Source organism: Pseudomonas graminis (assembly GCF_900111735.1).
Classification (GTDB): Bacteria; Pseudomonadota; Gammaproteobacteria; order Pseudomonadales; family Pseudomonadaceae; genus Aquipseudomonas; species Aquipseudomonas graminis.
In genome coordinates, this window is sequence record NZ_FOHW01000001.1 from 96,625 (window position 1) to 113,031 (window position 16,407).

14 protein-coding genes are annotated in these 16,407 nt (G+C 62.1%); 6 read left to right on the plus strand and 8 right to left on the minus strand.

The features are described from left to right. Positions 1-183: 183 nt before the first annotated feature. Entirely contained in the window at positions 184-1,467 is a 1,284-nt protein-coding gene (locus BMY98_RS00450) for a leucine-rich repeat-containing protein kinase family protein (RefSeq protein ID WP_074883197.1), read from the minus strand. 91 nt (positions 1,468-1,558) lie between these two features. Further along, positions 1,559-2,107 carry a TetR/AcrR family transcriptional regulator gene (locus BMY98_RS00455; RefSeq protein ID WP_074883200.1) on the minus strand — a complete coding sequence of 183 codons (549 nt, stop codon included), beginning with the start codon at positions 2,105-2,107 and terminating at the stop codon, positions 1,559-1,561. 105 nt (positions 2,108-2,212) lie between these two features. Between BMY98_RS00455 and BMY98_RS00460 the strand changes: the two genes are divergently transcribed. After that, positions 2,213-3,418: an MFS transporter gene (locus tag BMY98_RS00460; RefSeq protein ID WP_074883203.1), complete on the plus strand. Its 1,206-nt coding sequence runs from the start codon at positions 2,213-2,215 to the stop codon at positions 3,416-3,418. A 6-nt stretch (positions 3,419-3,424) separates the two neighbouring features. Here BMY98_RS00460 and tspO read toward each other — a convergent pair whose 3' ends face one another. Both tspO and BMY98_RS00470 read right to left on the minus strand, forming a co-directional pair. Continuing rightward, positions 3,425-3,865, minus strand: coding sequence for a tryptophan-rich sensory protein TspO (tspO, locus tag BMY98_RS00465; RefSeq protein WP_074883205.1), 441 nt, complete (start codon positions 3,863-3,865; stop codon positions 3,425-3,427). Positions 3,866-3,961: 96 nt separating this feature from the next. Continuing rightward, on the minus strand, positions 3,962-4,897 hold the full coding sequence (locus BMY98_RS00470; RefSeq protein WP_074883207.1) for an aromatic alcohol reductase: 936 nt from the start codon (positions 4,895-4,897) through the stop codon (positions 3,962-3,964). 47 nt (positions 4,898-4,944) lie between these two features. Between BMY98_RS00470 and BMY98_RS00475 the strand changes: the two genes are divergently transcribed. Beyond that, on the plus strand, positions 4,945-5,394 hold the full coding sequence (locus BMY98_RS00475; RefSeq protein ID WP_074883211.1) for a winged helix-turn-helix transcriptional regulator: 450 nt from the start codon (positions 4,945-4,947) through the stop codon (positions 5,392-5,394). A 38-nt stretch (positions 5,395-5,432) separates the two neighbouring features. On the opposite strand, the gene BMY98_RS00480 is transcribed toward BMY98_RS00475, so the two are convergent. Further along, a complete protein-coding gene (locus BMY98_RS00480) occupies positions 5,433-5,675 on the minus strand; it encodes a hypothetical protein (protein ID WP_074883214.1) in 243 nt (80 codons plus the stop codon). 305 nt (positions 5,676-5,980) lie between these two features. Between BMY98_RS00480 and BMY98_RS00485 the strand changes: the two genes are divergently transcribed. From BMY98_RS00485 to BMY98_RS00495, 3 genes are all read left to right on the plus strand, one after another. Further along, positions 5,981-7,576: a hypothetical protein gene (locus tag BMY98_RS00485; protein ID WP_074883216.1), complete on the plus strand. Its 1,596-nt coding sequence runs from the start codon at positions 5,981-5,983 to the stop codon at positions 7,574-7,576. A gap of 301 nt (positions 7,577-7,877) precedes the next feature. Then, positions 7,878-8,963, plus strand: a complete 1,086-nt coding sequence (locus BMY98_RS00490; protein WP_074883219.1) for a catalase family peroxidase — start codon at positions 7,878-7,880, stop codon at positions 8,961-8,963. Beyond that, a complete protein-coding gene (locus BMY98_RS00495) occupies positions 8,960-9,505 on the plus strand; it encodes a cytochrome b (protein WP_074883221.1) in 546 nt (181 codons plus the stop codon). Before BMY98_RS00490 ends, BMY98_RS00495 begins: the two co-directional genes overlap by 4 nt. A gap of 92 nt (positions 9,506-9,597) precedes the next feature. Here the strand turns inward: BMY98_RS00495 and BMY98_RS00500 are convergent, their stop codons facing one another. From BMY98_RS00500 to BMY98_RS00510, 3 genes are all read right to left on the minus strand, one after another. Next, on the minus strand, positions 9,598-10,740 hold the full coding sequence (locus BMY98_RS00500) for a M14 family metallopeptidase (protein ID WP_074883224.1): 1,143 nt from the start codon (positions 10,738-10,740) through the stop codon (positions 9,598-9,600). Positions 10,741-10,897: 157 nt separating this feature from the next. After that, a complete protein-coding gene (locus BMY98_RS00505) occupies positions 10,898-11,437 on the minus strand; it encodes a DUF4880 domain-containing protein (RefSeq protein WP_074883812.1) in 540 nt (179 codons plus the stop codon). 441 nt (positions 11,438-11,878) lie between these two features. Continuing rightward, complete coding sequence (locus BMY98_RS00510) at positions 11,879-12,346, minus strand: Lrp/AsnC family transcriptional regulator (RefSeq protein ID WP_074883228.1); 468 nt, start codon at positions 12,344-12,346, stop codon at positions 11,879-11,881. Between the two features lie 211 nt (positions 12,347-12,557). Between BMY98_RS00510 and BMY98_RS00515 the strand changes: the two genes are divergently transcribed. Then, positions 12,558-16,043, plus strand: coding sequence for an indolepyruvate ferredoxin oxidoreductase family protein (locus BMY98_RS00515; RefSeq protein ID WP_074883231.1), 3,486 nt, complete (start codon positions 12,558-12,560; stop codon positions 16,041-16,043). The last annotated feature ends 364 nt before the right edge of the window (positions 16,044-16,407 follow it).

Below are 16,407 nucleotides of genomic sequence, written 5' to 3' on the forward strand. Positions count from 1 at the left end.
CAGGGCGTCGATGCTGGCCTCTTCCCGGCTGAAGCCGGTCCCACAGGTTGTGCGGCGTCCTCTGGATTGTGTGCCGCAGACACGCCACGTGCGTTGCGCGGGTCTGACTGGCACACCGCGGGCTTTTAGTGGGACCGGCTTTAGCCGGGAAGGGGCCGGTCGTCACACCCAAGTCTTCATGGTTTAAAAATGCCTGTCTATCTCCGCGAACCCGGGTCGCTGCATCACCTGCGCCTGCACGCAACGCTGCTCCAGCGCCCGTAGCGCCGCCGTCTGCGAATCGCTCTCCGGGCAGCAATCCAGCAATTCTCCCAGCAATACCCCGAACGCCCGGACTTCAATGCGTTCCAGCCTTCGTCCGGTTTCTTCATCCGGGTAAAACGCCGCCGCGCCGAAATCCCCCAGCAGGCTATCCCCATCCTCGTTCCAGAGGATGTTGTGACCGTACAGGTCGCCGTGGTTGATGCCATGGGCGTGCAAATGGGCGCACGCCGCTGCAATTCCGGCAGCCATTCGCTTCACGGTCGAAACGCTCAGCCGAGTGCCGACGTAAGTGTCCCGTGTGCAGGATTCCAGGGTCGGCGGGCGTGCGAGTGTCACGAAAGAACGCGAAATCAGCTCCATCACCAGGCCGCGAGCGCCCTGCGGATGGTCCTGAATCTGCCCGAGCACCGGAATCAGATGAGCATGACGGCCCGCCGCAATGCAGGCCTGCATCTCATTCAACGGCGAGCCGTCGCTGGTGACGTCGCCTTTGTACAGCTTCACGGCAACGTCCAGCGCCGATACGTCGGCATTCGGGCGCCACTGCGCTTGCTGAATCACTCCGGAAGCCCCTTCGCCCAGCACCTGTTGCAGCGCCAGTTGCGGCCACGGAATCTGCCGGATCGGCGCTTCGGTGTGAATGTCGTTCAGCGGATTGCCGGCAAAAGCCAGCCACGCGAGCGCCGGCATTTCCAGCAACCAGCGCGGTAGTTCATGGAGGTCGTTGACCGCGATCCGCACCAATTCCAGGCGCTGGCAGCGAGCCAGTGATTCCGGCAGTTGCCGCAGCCGGTTGCCCGCAAGCATGACCTTCTGCAAGTGCGCACAGTCGCCGATGGCTTCAGGCAGGTTCTCGATGCAGTTGTCGGTCAGCACCAGCGAGCGCAGCGAGGGTGGCAACGCGCTGGCGGGCACATCAGTGATTTCACAGGCCTTGAAGCCGACGAAGAACAGCTGCTCGCACAGGCCGAGGCATTCCGGCAGGCGGGTAAACGGGTTGTTGGAGCAGAAGAGGATCTTCAGGCGCTTGAGACGGTGCAGGTCGGCGGGCAATTCGGTCAGCCGGTTGCCGCTGAGGTCCAGCACTTCCAGCGAATCGGCGAGGCTGAATATCTCCTTGGGGAATTCGACAAGGTCGGCGCTGAGGTTGAGCCGCGTGATGCCTGCCAGTTTGCCGGCACGCAGGTCTGCAAGGGTGTGCATGGGGGGAAGGGCGCCTGTGATCGATGGCCGTCCATGATACCCAGTCGTCGCGGCCGATGCTCGTTCGGCCGCGAGCACAAGTGGCGAAGGATCAGCTCAGGCAGCGATCCAGCAACTGGTGCATGCGCTCAAGGGACGGTGCCGATTCGGCGTACAGAATGCGATAGACCATGGGCGCGACAACGGCATCGACCAGTTCATCCGCCGAAGGACTCTGTTCACCGCGGTCCCGGGCGCGGTCGATGATGATCTGCAGTTGATCGCGGACCATGTTCAGGCACTTGCCCGAGCAAAGGGTCGCGCTACTGGAAACCACGTCGCGCATCATCTCGCGGCCGGGCGCCGAATTGGTTTCTTCGAGATAGACCTCGACCCAAGTGCGCAGATCGTCGCGCAGGTTGCCGCAATCCACCGGCTCGTCGGGGCGCAGACGCTCGACAGCGGCGTCGGCCAGCAGGGAAGTCAGGTCGCCCCAGCGCCGGTAAATGGTGGACGGCGTCACACCGGCCCGGGCCGCAATCATGGGCACGCTGAGGGCCGAACGCTCCTGCTCCTGAAGCAGATCGCGAACCGCCGCGTGAATCGATGTCTGCACCCGGGCACTGCGGCCGCCGGTGCGAATGCCTTCTTTGATAGCCATGCTGCGGACCCTAACACAAAGTATTTGCTTTAAGCAGACGCTGCTCGCACACTGCTAAAGCTAATTAATAGCTTTTGTGGTGTGCTTTTTCGGGAGAGTGTACTCGTGTCTGATTCTTTGCAGAACCCGCAAGTCGATGGTCGGGGGCGGAGCCACTTGGGTTTTCTGGCTTTTGTGCTGCTGTGTTTCTTCGCCGCGTCCAGTGCGCCCACGCCGCTTTACCACCTCTATCAACAAGCGTGGGGTTTTTCCTCGGCCCTGTTGACGGTGATTTTCGCGGTGTATGCCCTGAGCCTGCTGGCGACGCTGCTGGTGTTCGGCTCGCTGTCCGATTATCTCGGCCGCCGCCCGGTGATCTTTATCGGGCTGCTGCTGGAGATCGTCTCGATGCTGCTGTTCATCGCCGCCACCGACGTCAGCTGGCTGATCATCGCGCGAGTGCTGCAAGGGGTGGCGACGGGCATTGCAACCAGCGCGCTGGGTGCTGCAATGCTCGACAGCGATGCGCAGCAGGGTCCGCTGCTTAACAGCATCACACCGATGTTCGGCATGGCACTGGGCGCCCTCGGCACCAGCGCACTGGTGGAGTACGCGCCGCTGCCCATGGGCCTCGCCTATGGCTTGCTTCTCGCGGCGTTTGTGGGTCAGGCCATGTATCTGTTGCGGATCGCTGAGACGGTCACACCGCAGCCGGGCGTGCTGAAAACCCTGCGGCCGCGGCTCGGCGTACCTGCGCAGGCGAGGGGCACATTGTTGCTGGTGCTGCCGGCCGACATCGCCGCCTGGGCGCTGGGCGGATTCTTCCTGTCGCTGGCACCGTCGCTGTTGACGGCCGCGACCGGGTCGACCTCAGTCCTCAACGGTGGTTTTGCCGTGGCAGCGCTGACCCTCAGTGGCGCGATTTCGATCCATAACCTGCGTCTGCGCGCGCCCCGTCTGGCCTTGTTGGTGGGCTGCAGTTTTCTCGCGGTCGGGGTTTCAGTGATTCTGGCGGCGGTGAATCTGGGCTGGTTGTGGCTGTTCTTTACCGGCGCGGTGGTGGCGGGGATCGGCTTCGGTGCGAGTTTCCTCGGCGCCTTGCGGCTGTTGCTGCCGCTGGCCCACGCCCACGAGCGGGGCGCGTTGATGGCTGCCTTCCTGGCCCTGAGTTATCTGGCGTTCTGCATTCCGGCGCTGCTCGCGGGTGTGTCGATCAAGACGGCTGGGCTGGTGACCACCACCAATGTCTACGGTGGAGTGGTGGTCCTGCTGGCGGTGTCGGCGCTGGCCGGTCTGCTGATTCAGCAAGCCGGCCGGGCCAGGGCTGGCTGATTCGCCTTACCGGTTATGACGCAGGATCGAGAAGTTCAGGGCCGCCGCCACGGTCAGCCAGACCAGATACGGAAACAGGATCAGCCCGGTGATGAGGTCCAGCTGGATCCCCAGCACGACCATGGCGGCCACCACCAGCCACAGCAGCGAGATGATGATCATGCCCGCCATCAGACGGCGAGCGCCGAAGAATACGGGCGTCCACAGGGTGTTCAGGGCAATCTGCGCGGCCCACAACGCCAGCACGGTCTGGCTGCCAGGGATCAGAGTCAGGCGATAACCGGCCCAGGCCAGCAGCAGATAAATCGTTGTCCAGGCCACCGGAAACAGCCAGTTGGGCGGGGTGAAGCGAGGCTTTTGCAGCGACTCGTACCAGCTGCCGGGTTTGAAAATGATGCCGGTGCTGGCCGCCGCGCAGCAGGCGATAAGAAAAATATAGAAGGTCATGTGGGGTCCTTTGCTGAAACCAGTGAAGTGCGGGCCGTGGGGCCGTCTCGGCATTGGATGCTTATGCGCCGGAAAAATCCTGCCTGTGTGCACAGATTAACTTCGCGGCAGGTGCGCGCGTGCCCAACCCTCGGCATCAGTGACCGCGATAGCCTGCTGGCCATTGAAGGTCTGCGCCACGTTCCACGCCACGCCTTGCCCCAGGGCGAACACCGCCCGGTACTTGCGCAGGTTGTCGTCGGGCATTTCCTCGAGGGCCGCCCGTAACTGCTGCACGCTGGAGGCTCGGCGCTCGAATGTCCGCCCGGTGACGCGCTCAAGCAGGTCAGCCAGCTCGCCGTAGGTGAGGGTATCGCCGGCGGTATACACCACCTGATTGATGAAGCGCGGGCTGTGCAGGACGATGGCGGCGGTGAGGTTGCCGATGTCTTCCGGCGTTGTCACCGTGACCGCCGTGTCCAGGCTGCCCGGTGCATTGACCCGCCCACCAGGCAGATCAACGACTCCGAACGCCGGATCGAACAGGAAGCTGGTGAACATGCCGGTGGAAATGATCAGCCATTCGGTTCGGGACTGAGTGCGCAGCAGGTCGCGCACATCCAGTTGCTCGTCGAACAGGTCCTGGGGGCTGCCACGCCCGATCACGTCGTAGTCGACGCCGAACTGCCAGGGAATGTAGCGTTTCACACCTGAGGCGAGGGCGGCCTGCGTCAGCTTGCGCTGGGTACCTCGGCCGGCGCCAAAGCCCACGCAACTGATCACCGTGTCGTAGCGGCTGAGTACCGCGGCAAGTTCCGCCGCCGACGCCACGGCGATGTCGGCCACCTCAATGGCCACACCGAGGGACTTGATCGCAGCTATTTCCTTTTGCTTTTCCGGGGAGCCATTTTCGACGCTGGCCTGACGCAACAGCACGCCCACGCCCGCCGATTCGGCAGACCGGGCCGCGAGGCCGCGCAGCACCGCGAGCCCCAGTTCGCCGGCGCCAAGGACCAGAATGTGTTGTTTGACGTTTGAAATATCAGCCTGCATGGTGAACCCCTGTTTGACGCACTTAACCTGAGGCTGGGGATCTTGTCATGGACATCGGCGGGCAAAAAGTAGGCACAGCGGTGATACCGAGCGGGCTGGATGCGCAGGAAATCGTGCGGCGTTCGCAGAGCGCCTGTCGGGCACTCAGCGACGATGAGGACGGCCTCAAGCGCGATATTCTCGGCCACTCCGGCAACCGATGGTCACTGGGTGTGGTGCATGCGCTGGGCGTGACCAGCCCGTTGCGCCACGCCGAGCTGCGTCGCCAGCTGCACGGCGTTACCCAGCGCATGCTCACCCACACCCTGCGCCAGCTGGAGCGCGACGGGCTGATCAGTCGCCATGACTTCGGCGAGAAGCCGCTGCGGGTGGAATATGCACTGACGGAGCTGGGCATGGGCTTGCTGGTGCAGATGATCCCGTTATGGACCTGGGTGGTCGAGCAGGCGGAAGGTTTTACAGCGGCGCGCCGACGGTATGACGGAGCACCCGCGTGAGGTTCGAGTGAGGGAGTCGGCGAGCAGTCGGGTCAGGATCAGTTGGCCAATTGGCTGAGCCGTTCTTGCACGGCGTCGTCGAAGATCATGTACAGGGTTTCAACATCGGCCGGGCGCAGACGTCTGCTCGTCTCCAGGCTAAGAATGAAACTGATCTCCATGGCGGCCTCCCGTTCGAGGTCCTCCTTGGTGGTGGCGGCGTTCAACGCACGCACCAGATCGTCGATCGCACCTTGAATGGGTTTGGGAAGCCGAAGTGCAGCGATTCGCTCTTGGGGCATTGCTCAGTCCTGGGGGGGTGTCGGGTTATGCGGCGAACCGAAAGGCATAAAGCCCTGGAGCCTGTGATCGGGGCGTATTGTGGCCGAGTTACGGCGCAGATCCCACCAGCGGAAACAAAATAGTGAAATGGCACGCCTTGTCCTTGTCGCTTTTAACCCATGCTGCGTTCAACAGCGTCACCAAAGGCGATTGATTTTTATCGCTTGGTAGTGCGAATGCCTCGGGTTTGTATCGCTCAAGTTACAAAAGTGTCCGCCGACACCCTGTTCAGGAAGTCTATTACTCACTTGAACAGGGAAGTGCCATGTCAGCGATTTCTTCGGTCAGCTCAGCTGCGCAGTTGATGCCGGTGATCAAACCGGCGGCCACCGTCGCGCTCAATGACAATGCCGCTGCTGGCATCACCACCGCCACGCCGTCGTCCGTCGTGATGCTCGGCCAGGACGACAAGGTCAGCGCCCCGTTGATCTACAACGTCCGTGGGCTGATGCCAGACGCCAGCGTACCGCCCGCCTGGGAGTACACCCGCCAGGACAAAGTCTCCCTGGCGATGATGGGTAATTTCGGCACCTCCTCCACAGCGGGTCGCTTCCAGGGCCTGGGCGCGACGCTGCTCAGTCAGTTGGCCCAGACCGGCCAGAATATTTCCCAATCGGTGCTGCGCTCGACGACCGGCAAAGCATTGGAGCCTGCAGAGCTTGCTGCCGCCCAGGACCGTCTGCACAGCAATCCGGCCAACAGCATCAGCCTGACCCTGAAAACCGCCAGCGGCAAAACCATCGAGCTGAGCCTCTCGAGTCAGGACGACGGCCTGGCGGTGCAGGCCCAAGTGAGCGGCGGCGACCTCAGCGACGACGAGCTCAACGCGCTGAATGCCATGGCGGACGGTTTTCAGTCAGCCATCGACGGCCTGACCTCCAAACCGCCGACCCTGAAACTCGACGCCCTGACCCATTTCGACGCCAAGGCCTTCGCTTCCGTTGATTTGAAAAGCAGTTTTAAACTCGAAGACGGCAGCGCCCAGACCCTTGAACTGCACGCCGACGCCGACCAGCGTTCGGTGCGCATGAGTGGCGCGCTGGGTAATCTCGACCTTTCGGTGGACCTGAAAAACGCGGCCATTCGGGGTGACAGTGCTCAGCAGGCGAAAGCGCTGGACGGCTATGTCAGCCAGATCGAGGCGGCGCGCAAGCGTGGCGACGGCGACTCACAGTTGCTGTCGATGTTCGAGGACGCGTTCAAAACGCTGCACTCCAATTACCCGGACACCCGCGTCTCCACGGCGGCGCAGACGGTGAGCTCGATCGAACTGACGGACACCGATCACGGCCTGTTGACCGGGCTGGGTGACTTCAGCGCGTCGGTCAGCGAGAAGAGCGTCGAAGGCAACCCGGGACGCCCCGGCGAGCTTGATTCCTTTGCCTACACCTTGTCGCAGAGCACCCAGTCCAAAGGCCGCGACCAGATGAACCGGACCATCGTCCAGGATCAGCAATCCCAGCTGACTGCCAGCTATCACAAACCGCTGCCAGGCGGGCAGAAGCTGGCGTTGAGCACCGACTCCACCACGCAGAATTACCTGTATTACCAGATCAGCGACCAGGCGAGCAGCAAAGCGACCATCGGCTATAAAAAAGGCGAACTGGTCGATGCGACGCTGAGCCAGTCCGCCAGCCAGTCGACGCGCATTGCCAAGTACGTGATGGGTCGCCTGGAAAAAGACACCCACACGCCGGTGTCCACCTCCAGGACCCAGAGTTTCCTCAGCGTACTGCAGCAGGCCTTGCAACAGGACAAAGAGGCGAAGCAGGGCCGTGGCACGTCGACCCTGAAAGACACGCTGGCCGGCATTCACGCCAAGGTGTTGCTGCAGAGCGAGCCGTCGAAGCTGAACGGCTGATAGCGGTATAGCCTCAGTTTTACAGCGCGCCGTCCGACGCCTTCCCGGCTGAAGCCGGTCCCACCAAGGGCGCGCCGTTCCTCACATTGGGACACTGCCAGAACCATTGGCCGCGCACGATGCTTTTAGTGGGACCGGCTTCAGCCGGGAAGGGGCCAGCGTGATCAGCCGCAGATTCTGGCCGTGCTCCGGCGGCTCACCGCTCCCCGTCCTGAACCTGACAAACCTCAAGCATCCGGCTATACACAAACGTGCCAAGCACGTTGCTGTTCCCAGAGGCTAGAAGCCCGGAGTGTTATCGATGATTGACCGTGAGCCACCGTATCCCCGTAAACCCCCGCTCAGTAATTCCGAAAAAATGGTGCGCCTGGCCGGCATTGGCCTGGTCGTACTGGTCGCCGCTGGCGCCTTCGCCTACGTCAATGGCAGCCTGGACCCGCAGCGACTGACACCCGCGCGGGTGGTTGACGTGTTCGAACGCAACAACGGTGTGCATCCCGGCTATCGCCGCAATCACCCGAAAGGCATCTGCGTCGCCGGGGTGTTCGAGAGCAACGGTGCTGCTGCCAGTTTGTCCAAAGCCGAAGTCTTCGCCAGCGGCCGCACCCCGGTGATCGGTCGTCTGGCCGTGCCGACCGGCAATCCGTATTCCCCCGACAGCGCCGCGCCCCTGCGCAGTTTTGCCGTCCAGTTCACCCAGCCCAACGGCCAGCAGTGGCGCACCGGCATGAACAGCATGCCGGTGTTTCCGGTCGGGACGCCCGAGGCTTTCATTGATCTGCAAATCGCTACGGGGCCTGACCCCAGGACCGGCAAGCCCGACCCGGCGAAACCCCCGGCGTTCTTTGCCGCGCACCCGGAAGCCCAGCCGTTTCTGGCCTGGGTCAAAACGGCCAAGCCTTCGGCCAGTTTCGTCACCGAGACCTACAACAGCGTCAACGCGTTCGTGCTGGTGGATGCAAACGGCAAGCGTCAACCCGTGCGCTGGAGTCTGGTGCCGGAAGCGAGCGATGCCGCACCTGCGCCCGACGCCAAGGACTATCTGGACAAGGACCTCACCGAAAGACTGGCCAGCGGTCCCCAGCGCTGGAAGTTGATTCTGACCCTGGCCAACCCCCAGGACCCGACCAACGACGCATCCAAAGCCTGGTCCGGTGAACACAAGACCGTGGACGCCGGGACCCTGGTGGTCAACGCCGACAGCCCGCAACTGAATGGCGACTGCCGCGACATCAATTACGATCCGCTGATCCTGCCCAGTGGCATCGAGGGCTCGGATGACCCGTTGCTCGCCGCACGGTCAGCCGCCTATGCCGCGTCTTATATGCGCCGCACCAGTGAAGTGGATCAGTTGAAAGCCGAGCCCGCCCAGGAGAAACAGCCATGAGTACGCCCGTCAAGCATTTCGCCCCGTTGGCGCGCCTGCTGCACTGGCTGATGGCGCTGATGGTCATCGCCATGCTGTTCATCGGCGCCGGCATGGTGGCCTCGGTGTCGGAGCGGCACGAGTGGCTGCTGAACCTGCACAAGCCCTTGGGCATTGCGATTCTGCTGCTGGTCATCGTCAGGATCATCGTGCGTGTCACCACTCGAACGCCGCCGCTACCGGCCGACTTGCCCGCCGTTCAGGCGCTCGCCGCCAAGCTGTCCCATTACGTGCTGTATGGGTTGATGCTGGCGATGCCGCTGATTGGCTGGGCGATGATTTCCGCCGCCGGAGATCCGGTCATGCTCGGCAGCTCAGTGCGGCTGCCCTCCATCGTCACGGCGAACCCGGACACCTTCGCGCTGCTGCGCAAGGCCCACGCCTACCTGGCGTACCTGTTCTTCCTGACGATTCTGGCGCATCTGGCCGCCGCGCTGTTTCACGGCTGGGTGAGGAGGGATGAAGTGCTGGACAGCATGCTGCGGGGGAAATCGCGGGATTGATATCTGTTGTCACCGCAACTGACGCCATCGCCATCGGGCATACACCCGCTGGCGATGGCGTTTATGGACGCTGATAAAGGTCAGCTCACGGCTCAGCGCAAGGCGGACACCATCTGCCCCAGGGTGGTCAGCACATCCCGGGCCAGCTGTTTGGAGCGCTGGCCCGACCAGCCGGTGACGACATCGGGGGCGTCATCGTTGTCCTTGAACGGCATTTCCAGGGTCAGCGACAGACACTTGTAACGCTCACCGACGCTGTTGCACGCCAGGTTCATGTTGGCTTGGCCCGGCGCCGACAGCGGATAGCCGTATTTGCTTTGGAAGTCCCGGGTCAAGCCGCTCAGCCGCGCGCGGAAATCCGCTTCCAGTTGCGCCTGCTTGTCGGTGTACCCCGGATTGCCTTCGCAGGCAGCGGTGAAGACGTAGGGGATTTCCTCATCGCCGTGGACGTCGAGGAACATGTCCACGCCGTATTTTTCCATCTGCGCTTTGACGAAGAACACTTCCGGGCTGAGCTCGGGTGTCGTGTCCTGCCAGGCACGGTTGAGGTCCTTGCCTTGAGCGTTGGTGCGCAGATGGCCGTGAAACGAACCGTCAGGGTTCATGTGCGGCACCAGATACAGGTCCGCCGAGGCCAGCAAGGCCTGCAGCTCGGGGTCGTCTTCCTGAAGCCGTTCGATGACGCCTTCCATGAACCACTCGGCCATGTGCTCGCCGGGGTGCTGTTGCGCGATAATCCAGATGTTGCGCTTGCCCGCAGCGCCGTCGCCCTTGCGCAGCAGCGGAATGTCCCGGCCCTCGACGCTCTTGCCGGTGGCCAGCAGCTCGGTGCCGGCCTTGTTCAACGCTTCGTTCACCAGCCAGTCGTGGCGCTCGCGGCTGTAGGGTTCGAAGTAGGCGAACCATACCTGGGATTCGCTGGGCGTCAGCTCGAAGTTCAACGCCTTGCCGTCGAACTGGCTCGGCACGCGGAACCAGGTTTTCTGATCGTAGGAGGCCACTGCGTTGTAGCCGGTCCAGGCACGGTTGTAGCTCGACTGGCCCGCGTTGGTCAGGCTGAAGCCGTGGGTCTCGCCGATCTGCAGGCCGTCGACCTTGAAGTGGAACCACTGGAAATGCGCGCTGCGGGTGTCGGGGCGAATCGCCAGTTGCACCGCTTTCGGGTTGCTGGCGTCCAGAACGACGATGTTGCCGCTGTCGAAATCGGCGGAGATATTAAGGGCGGTTTGAGTCACGGGAGCGTCCTGATTGCATGATCTGCCATTACGAGGCCATCGGGAGGCAATCCAGACCGGGCCTGATCGCCCCACTGGGCTGTTATGACAATTACTTTACACGCATCAGGTTGAACGACAGCGACAGAATAGTTCGCCAAAGAGTCAGGGTGAGGACTCAGCTGTAAGCCTCGGCGGTGACCAGCAGGCCGCACAGCAGCATCGTCACCAGCACCCAGCCGAAATAGACACGGGGTTTGCGTCGATGCCAGCCGCTGGCGCCCAGAATTTCGGCCGGACCCTGCAACGTGCGCCAGAACTGCTCGCTGTTCTGAAACGCCGCCAGGTGCCGGGGATCGGCGTCGAGCCAGTGACGGAACTCGATGCGCTGACTGGCGGTGGCCTGGGGGCTTTGCAGGTGCACGTACCAGCGCAGGGCCTGAAGCAAAATGGCTCGGGCAGGGTCATGTTCGGCGGATTCGCTGACGCAACGTTCAAGCGCTGCGGTCATGCAGCGCTCGACGGTGGCAGCGTCCACGTCAAGCAACTGGGCGATATCGGTGTAGGAAAAATCGTCGAGGCGGCTCAGCAGAAAGACCTGCAGAACCCTGCGCGGCAGCCGCTGCAGACGGCGTCGGTACAGGTCGGTTTCGGCGCTCGCGCCCAGGGCGGGCGACACGGGAGAGTTGGTTATCAACGAGTCGAGGAGCTGAGTCATGGCGTCTTGCTCACTGTTTGAATAGCGGCGGTCGCGGAAAACAACGTCGTGAATTCGGAATTTTTTACTGAATGTGTCAGTTTTTGACAGCTGCATCGGCCCATCGCTCGATCCATTTGCTATGATGCGCGCCATCGAAAGACAGATCACTGTCGAATCCTCTTCATTAGCCTGAAGACGCAGCACCCGACCGAACCCAGACCCGAAAAGGGCATAAAAAAAAGACCCGGCTATAAGCCGGGTCAAAAACCGTGATTAGCCTGATGAGGAGATAATCCGGAAGCCGACCTAAGGCTTCTGGGTTACCAACCAGTCTCGCGACCGGTTGCGCTCAATAATAATCATTCCCATTTGAGAGTCAATCCTTTTTTCGCGCCCCTGTGAAAAGAGTTATTCCGGTGGGCGGTTTTTGCCTTCGCCTCTCAGCCACCCATTGGCAGCCTAGTCAATCGGCAATTCTGTCGTGCGCTTCACCACACTCATCGCGATATTCGAATGCGCCTCCTGCACATGGGGGCTTTGCAGCAGGTGGTCGCGCAGAAAACGCTCGTAGCTGGCGATGTCCTGCACCACCACCTTGAGCAGGAAATCCATGTCGCCGGCCATGGTGTAGCACTCCAGCACTTCGCGAAATCCGGTGATCGCTTCCTCGAACTCCGTCAGGTACTTGCGCCCGTGCCCGGACAGCTTGACGTCGACGAACACGGTCATGGTCAGCCCGAGCTTGGCCGGGTTGAGCAGGGCGACCTTGCGCTCGATAACGCCTTCCTCTTCCAGACGATTGATGCGCCGCCAGCAGGGCGATTGCGAGAGTTCGACGCGCTCGGCGATCTCGGCGGCGGAGAGATCGGCGTCGTGCTGCAACAGACGAAGGATCTTGCGATCGATGGGGCTGAGCTTGACCTGCATGAATTGACCCTTTTTTATTCTTGAACGGGAACGGCCATGCACGATATGAGCAGATTCGCGCCGATTTAGGAAGAAAAAGCCTGTGCCGGGCAGGCAGTATTTTGTCTGTGACCGTCGGGCTGAACCGTCCTGACGGCGAGGCGCCGGCAAGGCTGCAAACGCCGCTGGCGCCGCATTCAAAACGCACTAATAAAAACAAAGGAGTGCCTGAATGTCCCTGGCTGATATTCGTCTGGACGATAAGTACCGACTCGCAACCGGCAATCTGTACCTGACCGGAACCCAGGCGCTGACCCGCCTGCCGATGCTGCAGAAGCAGCGCGACGAAGCCCGCGGGCTCAACACTGCCGGGTTCATCTCGGGCTATCGCGGCTCGCCGTTGGGCAACCTCGACAAGAGCCTCTGGGACGCCAAGGATTATCTCCAGCAGAACGCCATTCATTTCCAGCCCGGCGTCAACGAAGAGCTCGCCGCGACGGCGGTCTGGGGCAGTCAGCAAGTCAATCTGTTCCCTCACGGCAAATACGACGGCGTCTTCGCCCTCTGGTACGGCAAAGGCCCGGGCGTTGATCGTTGCGGCGACGTGTTCAAGCACGGCAACTCCGCCGGCGTCGCCGAAAATGGCGGCGTACTGATCCTCGCTGGCGACGACCATGGCTGCAAATCTTCGACCATCGCGCACCAGAGCGAGCACGCCTTCATCGCCTCGATGATCCCGGTGCTCAACCCGAGCAACGTCCAGGAAATCCTCGATTACGGCATCATCGGCTGGGAGCTTTCGCGCTACAGCGGGTGCTGGGTGGCAATGAAAACCATCGCCGAAAACGTCGATTCCTCGGCCGTGGTCGAAGTCGATCCGTTGCGCATCCAGACGCATATCCCGGAAGACTTCCAGATTCCCGAAGGCGGCCTGCACATTCGCTGGCCCGATCCGCCCCTGGCTCAGGAAGCCCGGCTTAATACCTACAAAATCTACGCCGCCCGCGCATTCGCCCGGGCCAACAATCTCAACAAAGTGGTGATCGATTCGCCACAGCCGCGCCTGGGCATCATCACCACCGGCAAGTCGTACCTCGACGTGCGTCAGGCCCTGGAAGAGCTTGGCATCGACGAAGACCTGTGCGCTTCGGTGGGCATTCGCGTGCTCAAGGTCGGCATGAGCTGGCCGCTGGAGCCGGTGTCGGTGCATGGCTTTGCTGAGGGATTGGACGAAATCCTCGTGGTTGAGGAAAAACGCAGCGTGATCGAGGATCAGCTCACCGGTCAGCTGTACAACTGGCCGGTGGATCAGCGCCCTCGCGTCGTCGGTGAATTCGATGAAGAGGGCCGTTCGCTGTTGCCCAATCTGGCTGAACTGACGCCGGCGATGATCGCCCGGGTCATCGCCAAACGCCTTGCGCCGATCTACAGCAGTCCGAAAATCGAGGCACGCCTGCAGTTTCTGGCCGACAAGGAAAAAGCCCTTGCTGCGCCGTTGTTCAGCACCCTGCGCACACCGCATTTCTGCTCGGGCTGCCCGCACAACACCTCGACCCGCGTACCGGAAGGCAGTCGCGCCCTGGCCGGCATCGGCTGTCATTACATGACCATCTGGATGGACCGGGAAACCGAGACCTTCACCCAAATGGGCGGCGAAGGCGTGACCTGGATCGGCCAGGCGCCTTTCACCGAAACGCCCCACGTGTTCCAGAACCTTGGTGACGGCACGTACTTCCACTCCGGGCACCTGGCGCTGCGGGCGGCGGTCGCCTCCAAGGTCAACATCACTTACAAGATTCTCTACAACGACGCCGTCGCCATGACCGGCGGCCAGCCCATCGACGGCGTCCTGCGCGTCGATCAGCTCAGCCGGCAGGTGTTCAACGAGGGTGTTCAGCGCATCGCGCTGGTCTCGGACGAACCGGAGAAATACCCGAGCCGCGAGCAGTTCGCGCCAATCACTACGTTCCACCACCGCAGCGACCTGGACGCGGTGCAGCGCGAGCTGCGTGAGTTCAAGGGCGTGTCGGTGATCATCTACGACCAGACCTGCGCCACGGAAAAACGCCGTCGCCGCAAGCGCGGCACGATGGTTGATCTGGACAAGCGTGCCATCATCAACCCGGCCGTGTGCGAAGGCTGCGGCGATTGCGGCGTCAAGTCGGGTTGCCTGTCGGTGCTGCCGAAGGAAACCCCGGAAGGGCGCAAGCGCGAGATCGATCAGAGCGCGTGCAACAAGGACTTCAGTTGCGTCGAGGGCTTCTGCCCGAGTTTCGTGACCGTGCATGGCGGCAAGCTGCGCAAGCCGCAGCTGCCCAAGCAGGCCCAGGCGTTCGCTGAACTGCCGCAGCCGACACTGCCGAGCCTCGCTCAGCCGTACAACATTCTGTTGCCGGGCGTGGGCGGTACGGGCGTGACCACCGTCGGTGCGATGCTCGGTTACGCGGCCAATCTGGAAGGCAAGGGCTGCAGCGTGCTTGACCAGGCCGGTCTGGCGCAGAAGTTTGGGCCAGTGGTCAGTCACATTCGTATCGCCGCGCGGCAGGAAGATCTGTTCGCCGTGCGCATTGCCGCCGGTGAGGCGCATCTGCTGCTGGGTTGTGACCTGTTGGTGGCGTCAGGCCCCGATGCCATCGCCAAGCTAAACAGCGCGAAGACCCATGCGGTGATCAACAGCCAGCAGACGCCGACCGCTGAATTCACCCGCAATCCCGACGCCGAGTTCCCGGCCGAAGCGATGATGCAAACCATCCGCGAAGCCGTCGGCGCTGAAAAAACCCACTTTGTGCAGGCGACGGATCTGGCGACCAAACTGATGGGCGACAGCATTGCCAGCAACCTCTTCATGCTGGGTTATGCCTTTCAGTTGGGGCTGATTCCGTTGACTTCTGCGGCCATCGAAAAAGCCATCGAGCTTAACGGGGTGGCGGTCAATCTGAATCAGCAGGCGTTCCTGTGGGGGCGTCGTGCGGCGTTTGACCTGCCGGCGGTGCAAGCGGCGGCCAATCCGCAGAGCCAGCCCACGCCGGACCCTGAACACCTGACCCTGGAAGAGCGCGTCACGCGCAACGTCCACGGCTTGATCGCTTATCAGAATGGCGCGTTGAGCGAGCGTTACCTGACGCTGGTCAATCGTGTGCGGGATGCCGAAGCGCGGCTGTTCCCGGGCCAGCCACCGGCGTTGACCGAGGCGGTGGCGTTCAACTACTTCAAGCTGCTGGCCTACAAGGACGAGTACGAAGTGGCGCGTCTGTACAGCAATGGCGACTTCACCCGTCAGCTGGAAGCGCAGTTCGAAGGCGATTACCGCATCGAGTTTCACTTGGCACCGTCCTGGCTGGCCAAGCGTGATCCGAAGAGTGGCGTGCCGCGCAAACGCAGTTTCGGGCCGTGGATGCTGAAGGCGTTTGATGTCCTGGCGCGATTCAAATTCCTGCGCGGCACGGTGCTCGATCCGTTCGGCCGCAGCGTCGAGCGTCGGCAGGAACGCGAGTTGATTGATGCTTACGTGGGCGACATCGAGTTGATCCTTGGCCACTTGAGCGCGAGCAACCGGCACACCGCGTTGAACCTGGCGCGGCTACCGGAACGCATTCGGGGTTATGGTCACGTCAAGGAAAGCGCGATGAAAGCGGCGGCACTGCAGGCGGCGCGGATGCGCCAGAGTCTGGTCAGTGGCGAGGTGGAAGTGCTGAAGTTGTATGAAGTAGCGGCGTAAAAACCAGGAGGAGGTCGTTCAGGCCTCCTCATTTCACTGACTGCACGAGATGCTTTTAGTGGGACCGGCTTCAGCCGGGAAGAGGCCCGTGTTAACACCCTTGGTTTTGCGGTATGACCACTGACGCTTTCCCGGCTAAAGCCGGTCCCACAATTCGAGTTCACGCCCAATCTCACTGGCTGCACGCGATATCTTGGTAGGACCGGCTTCAGCCGGGAAGAGGCCAGTGTTAACACCCTCAATTTAGCGGTGTCATGACCGACGTCTTCCCGGCTAAAGCCGGTCCCACAATTTGAGTTCACACCCGATCTCACTGACTGCGCGCGATGCTTTTAGTGGGACCGGCTTCAGCCGGGAAGAGGCC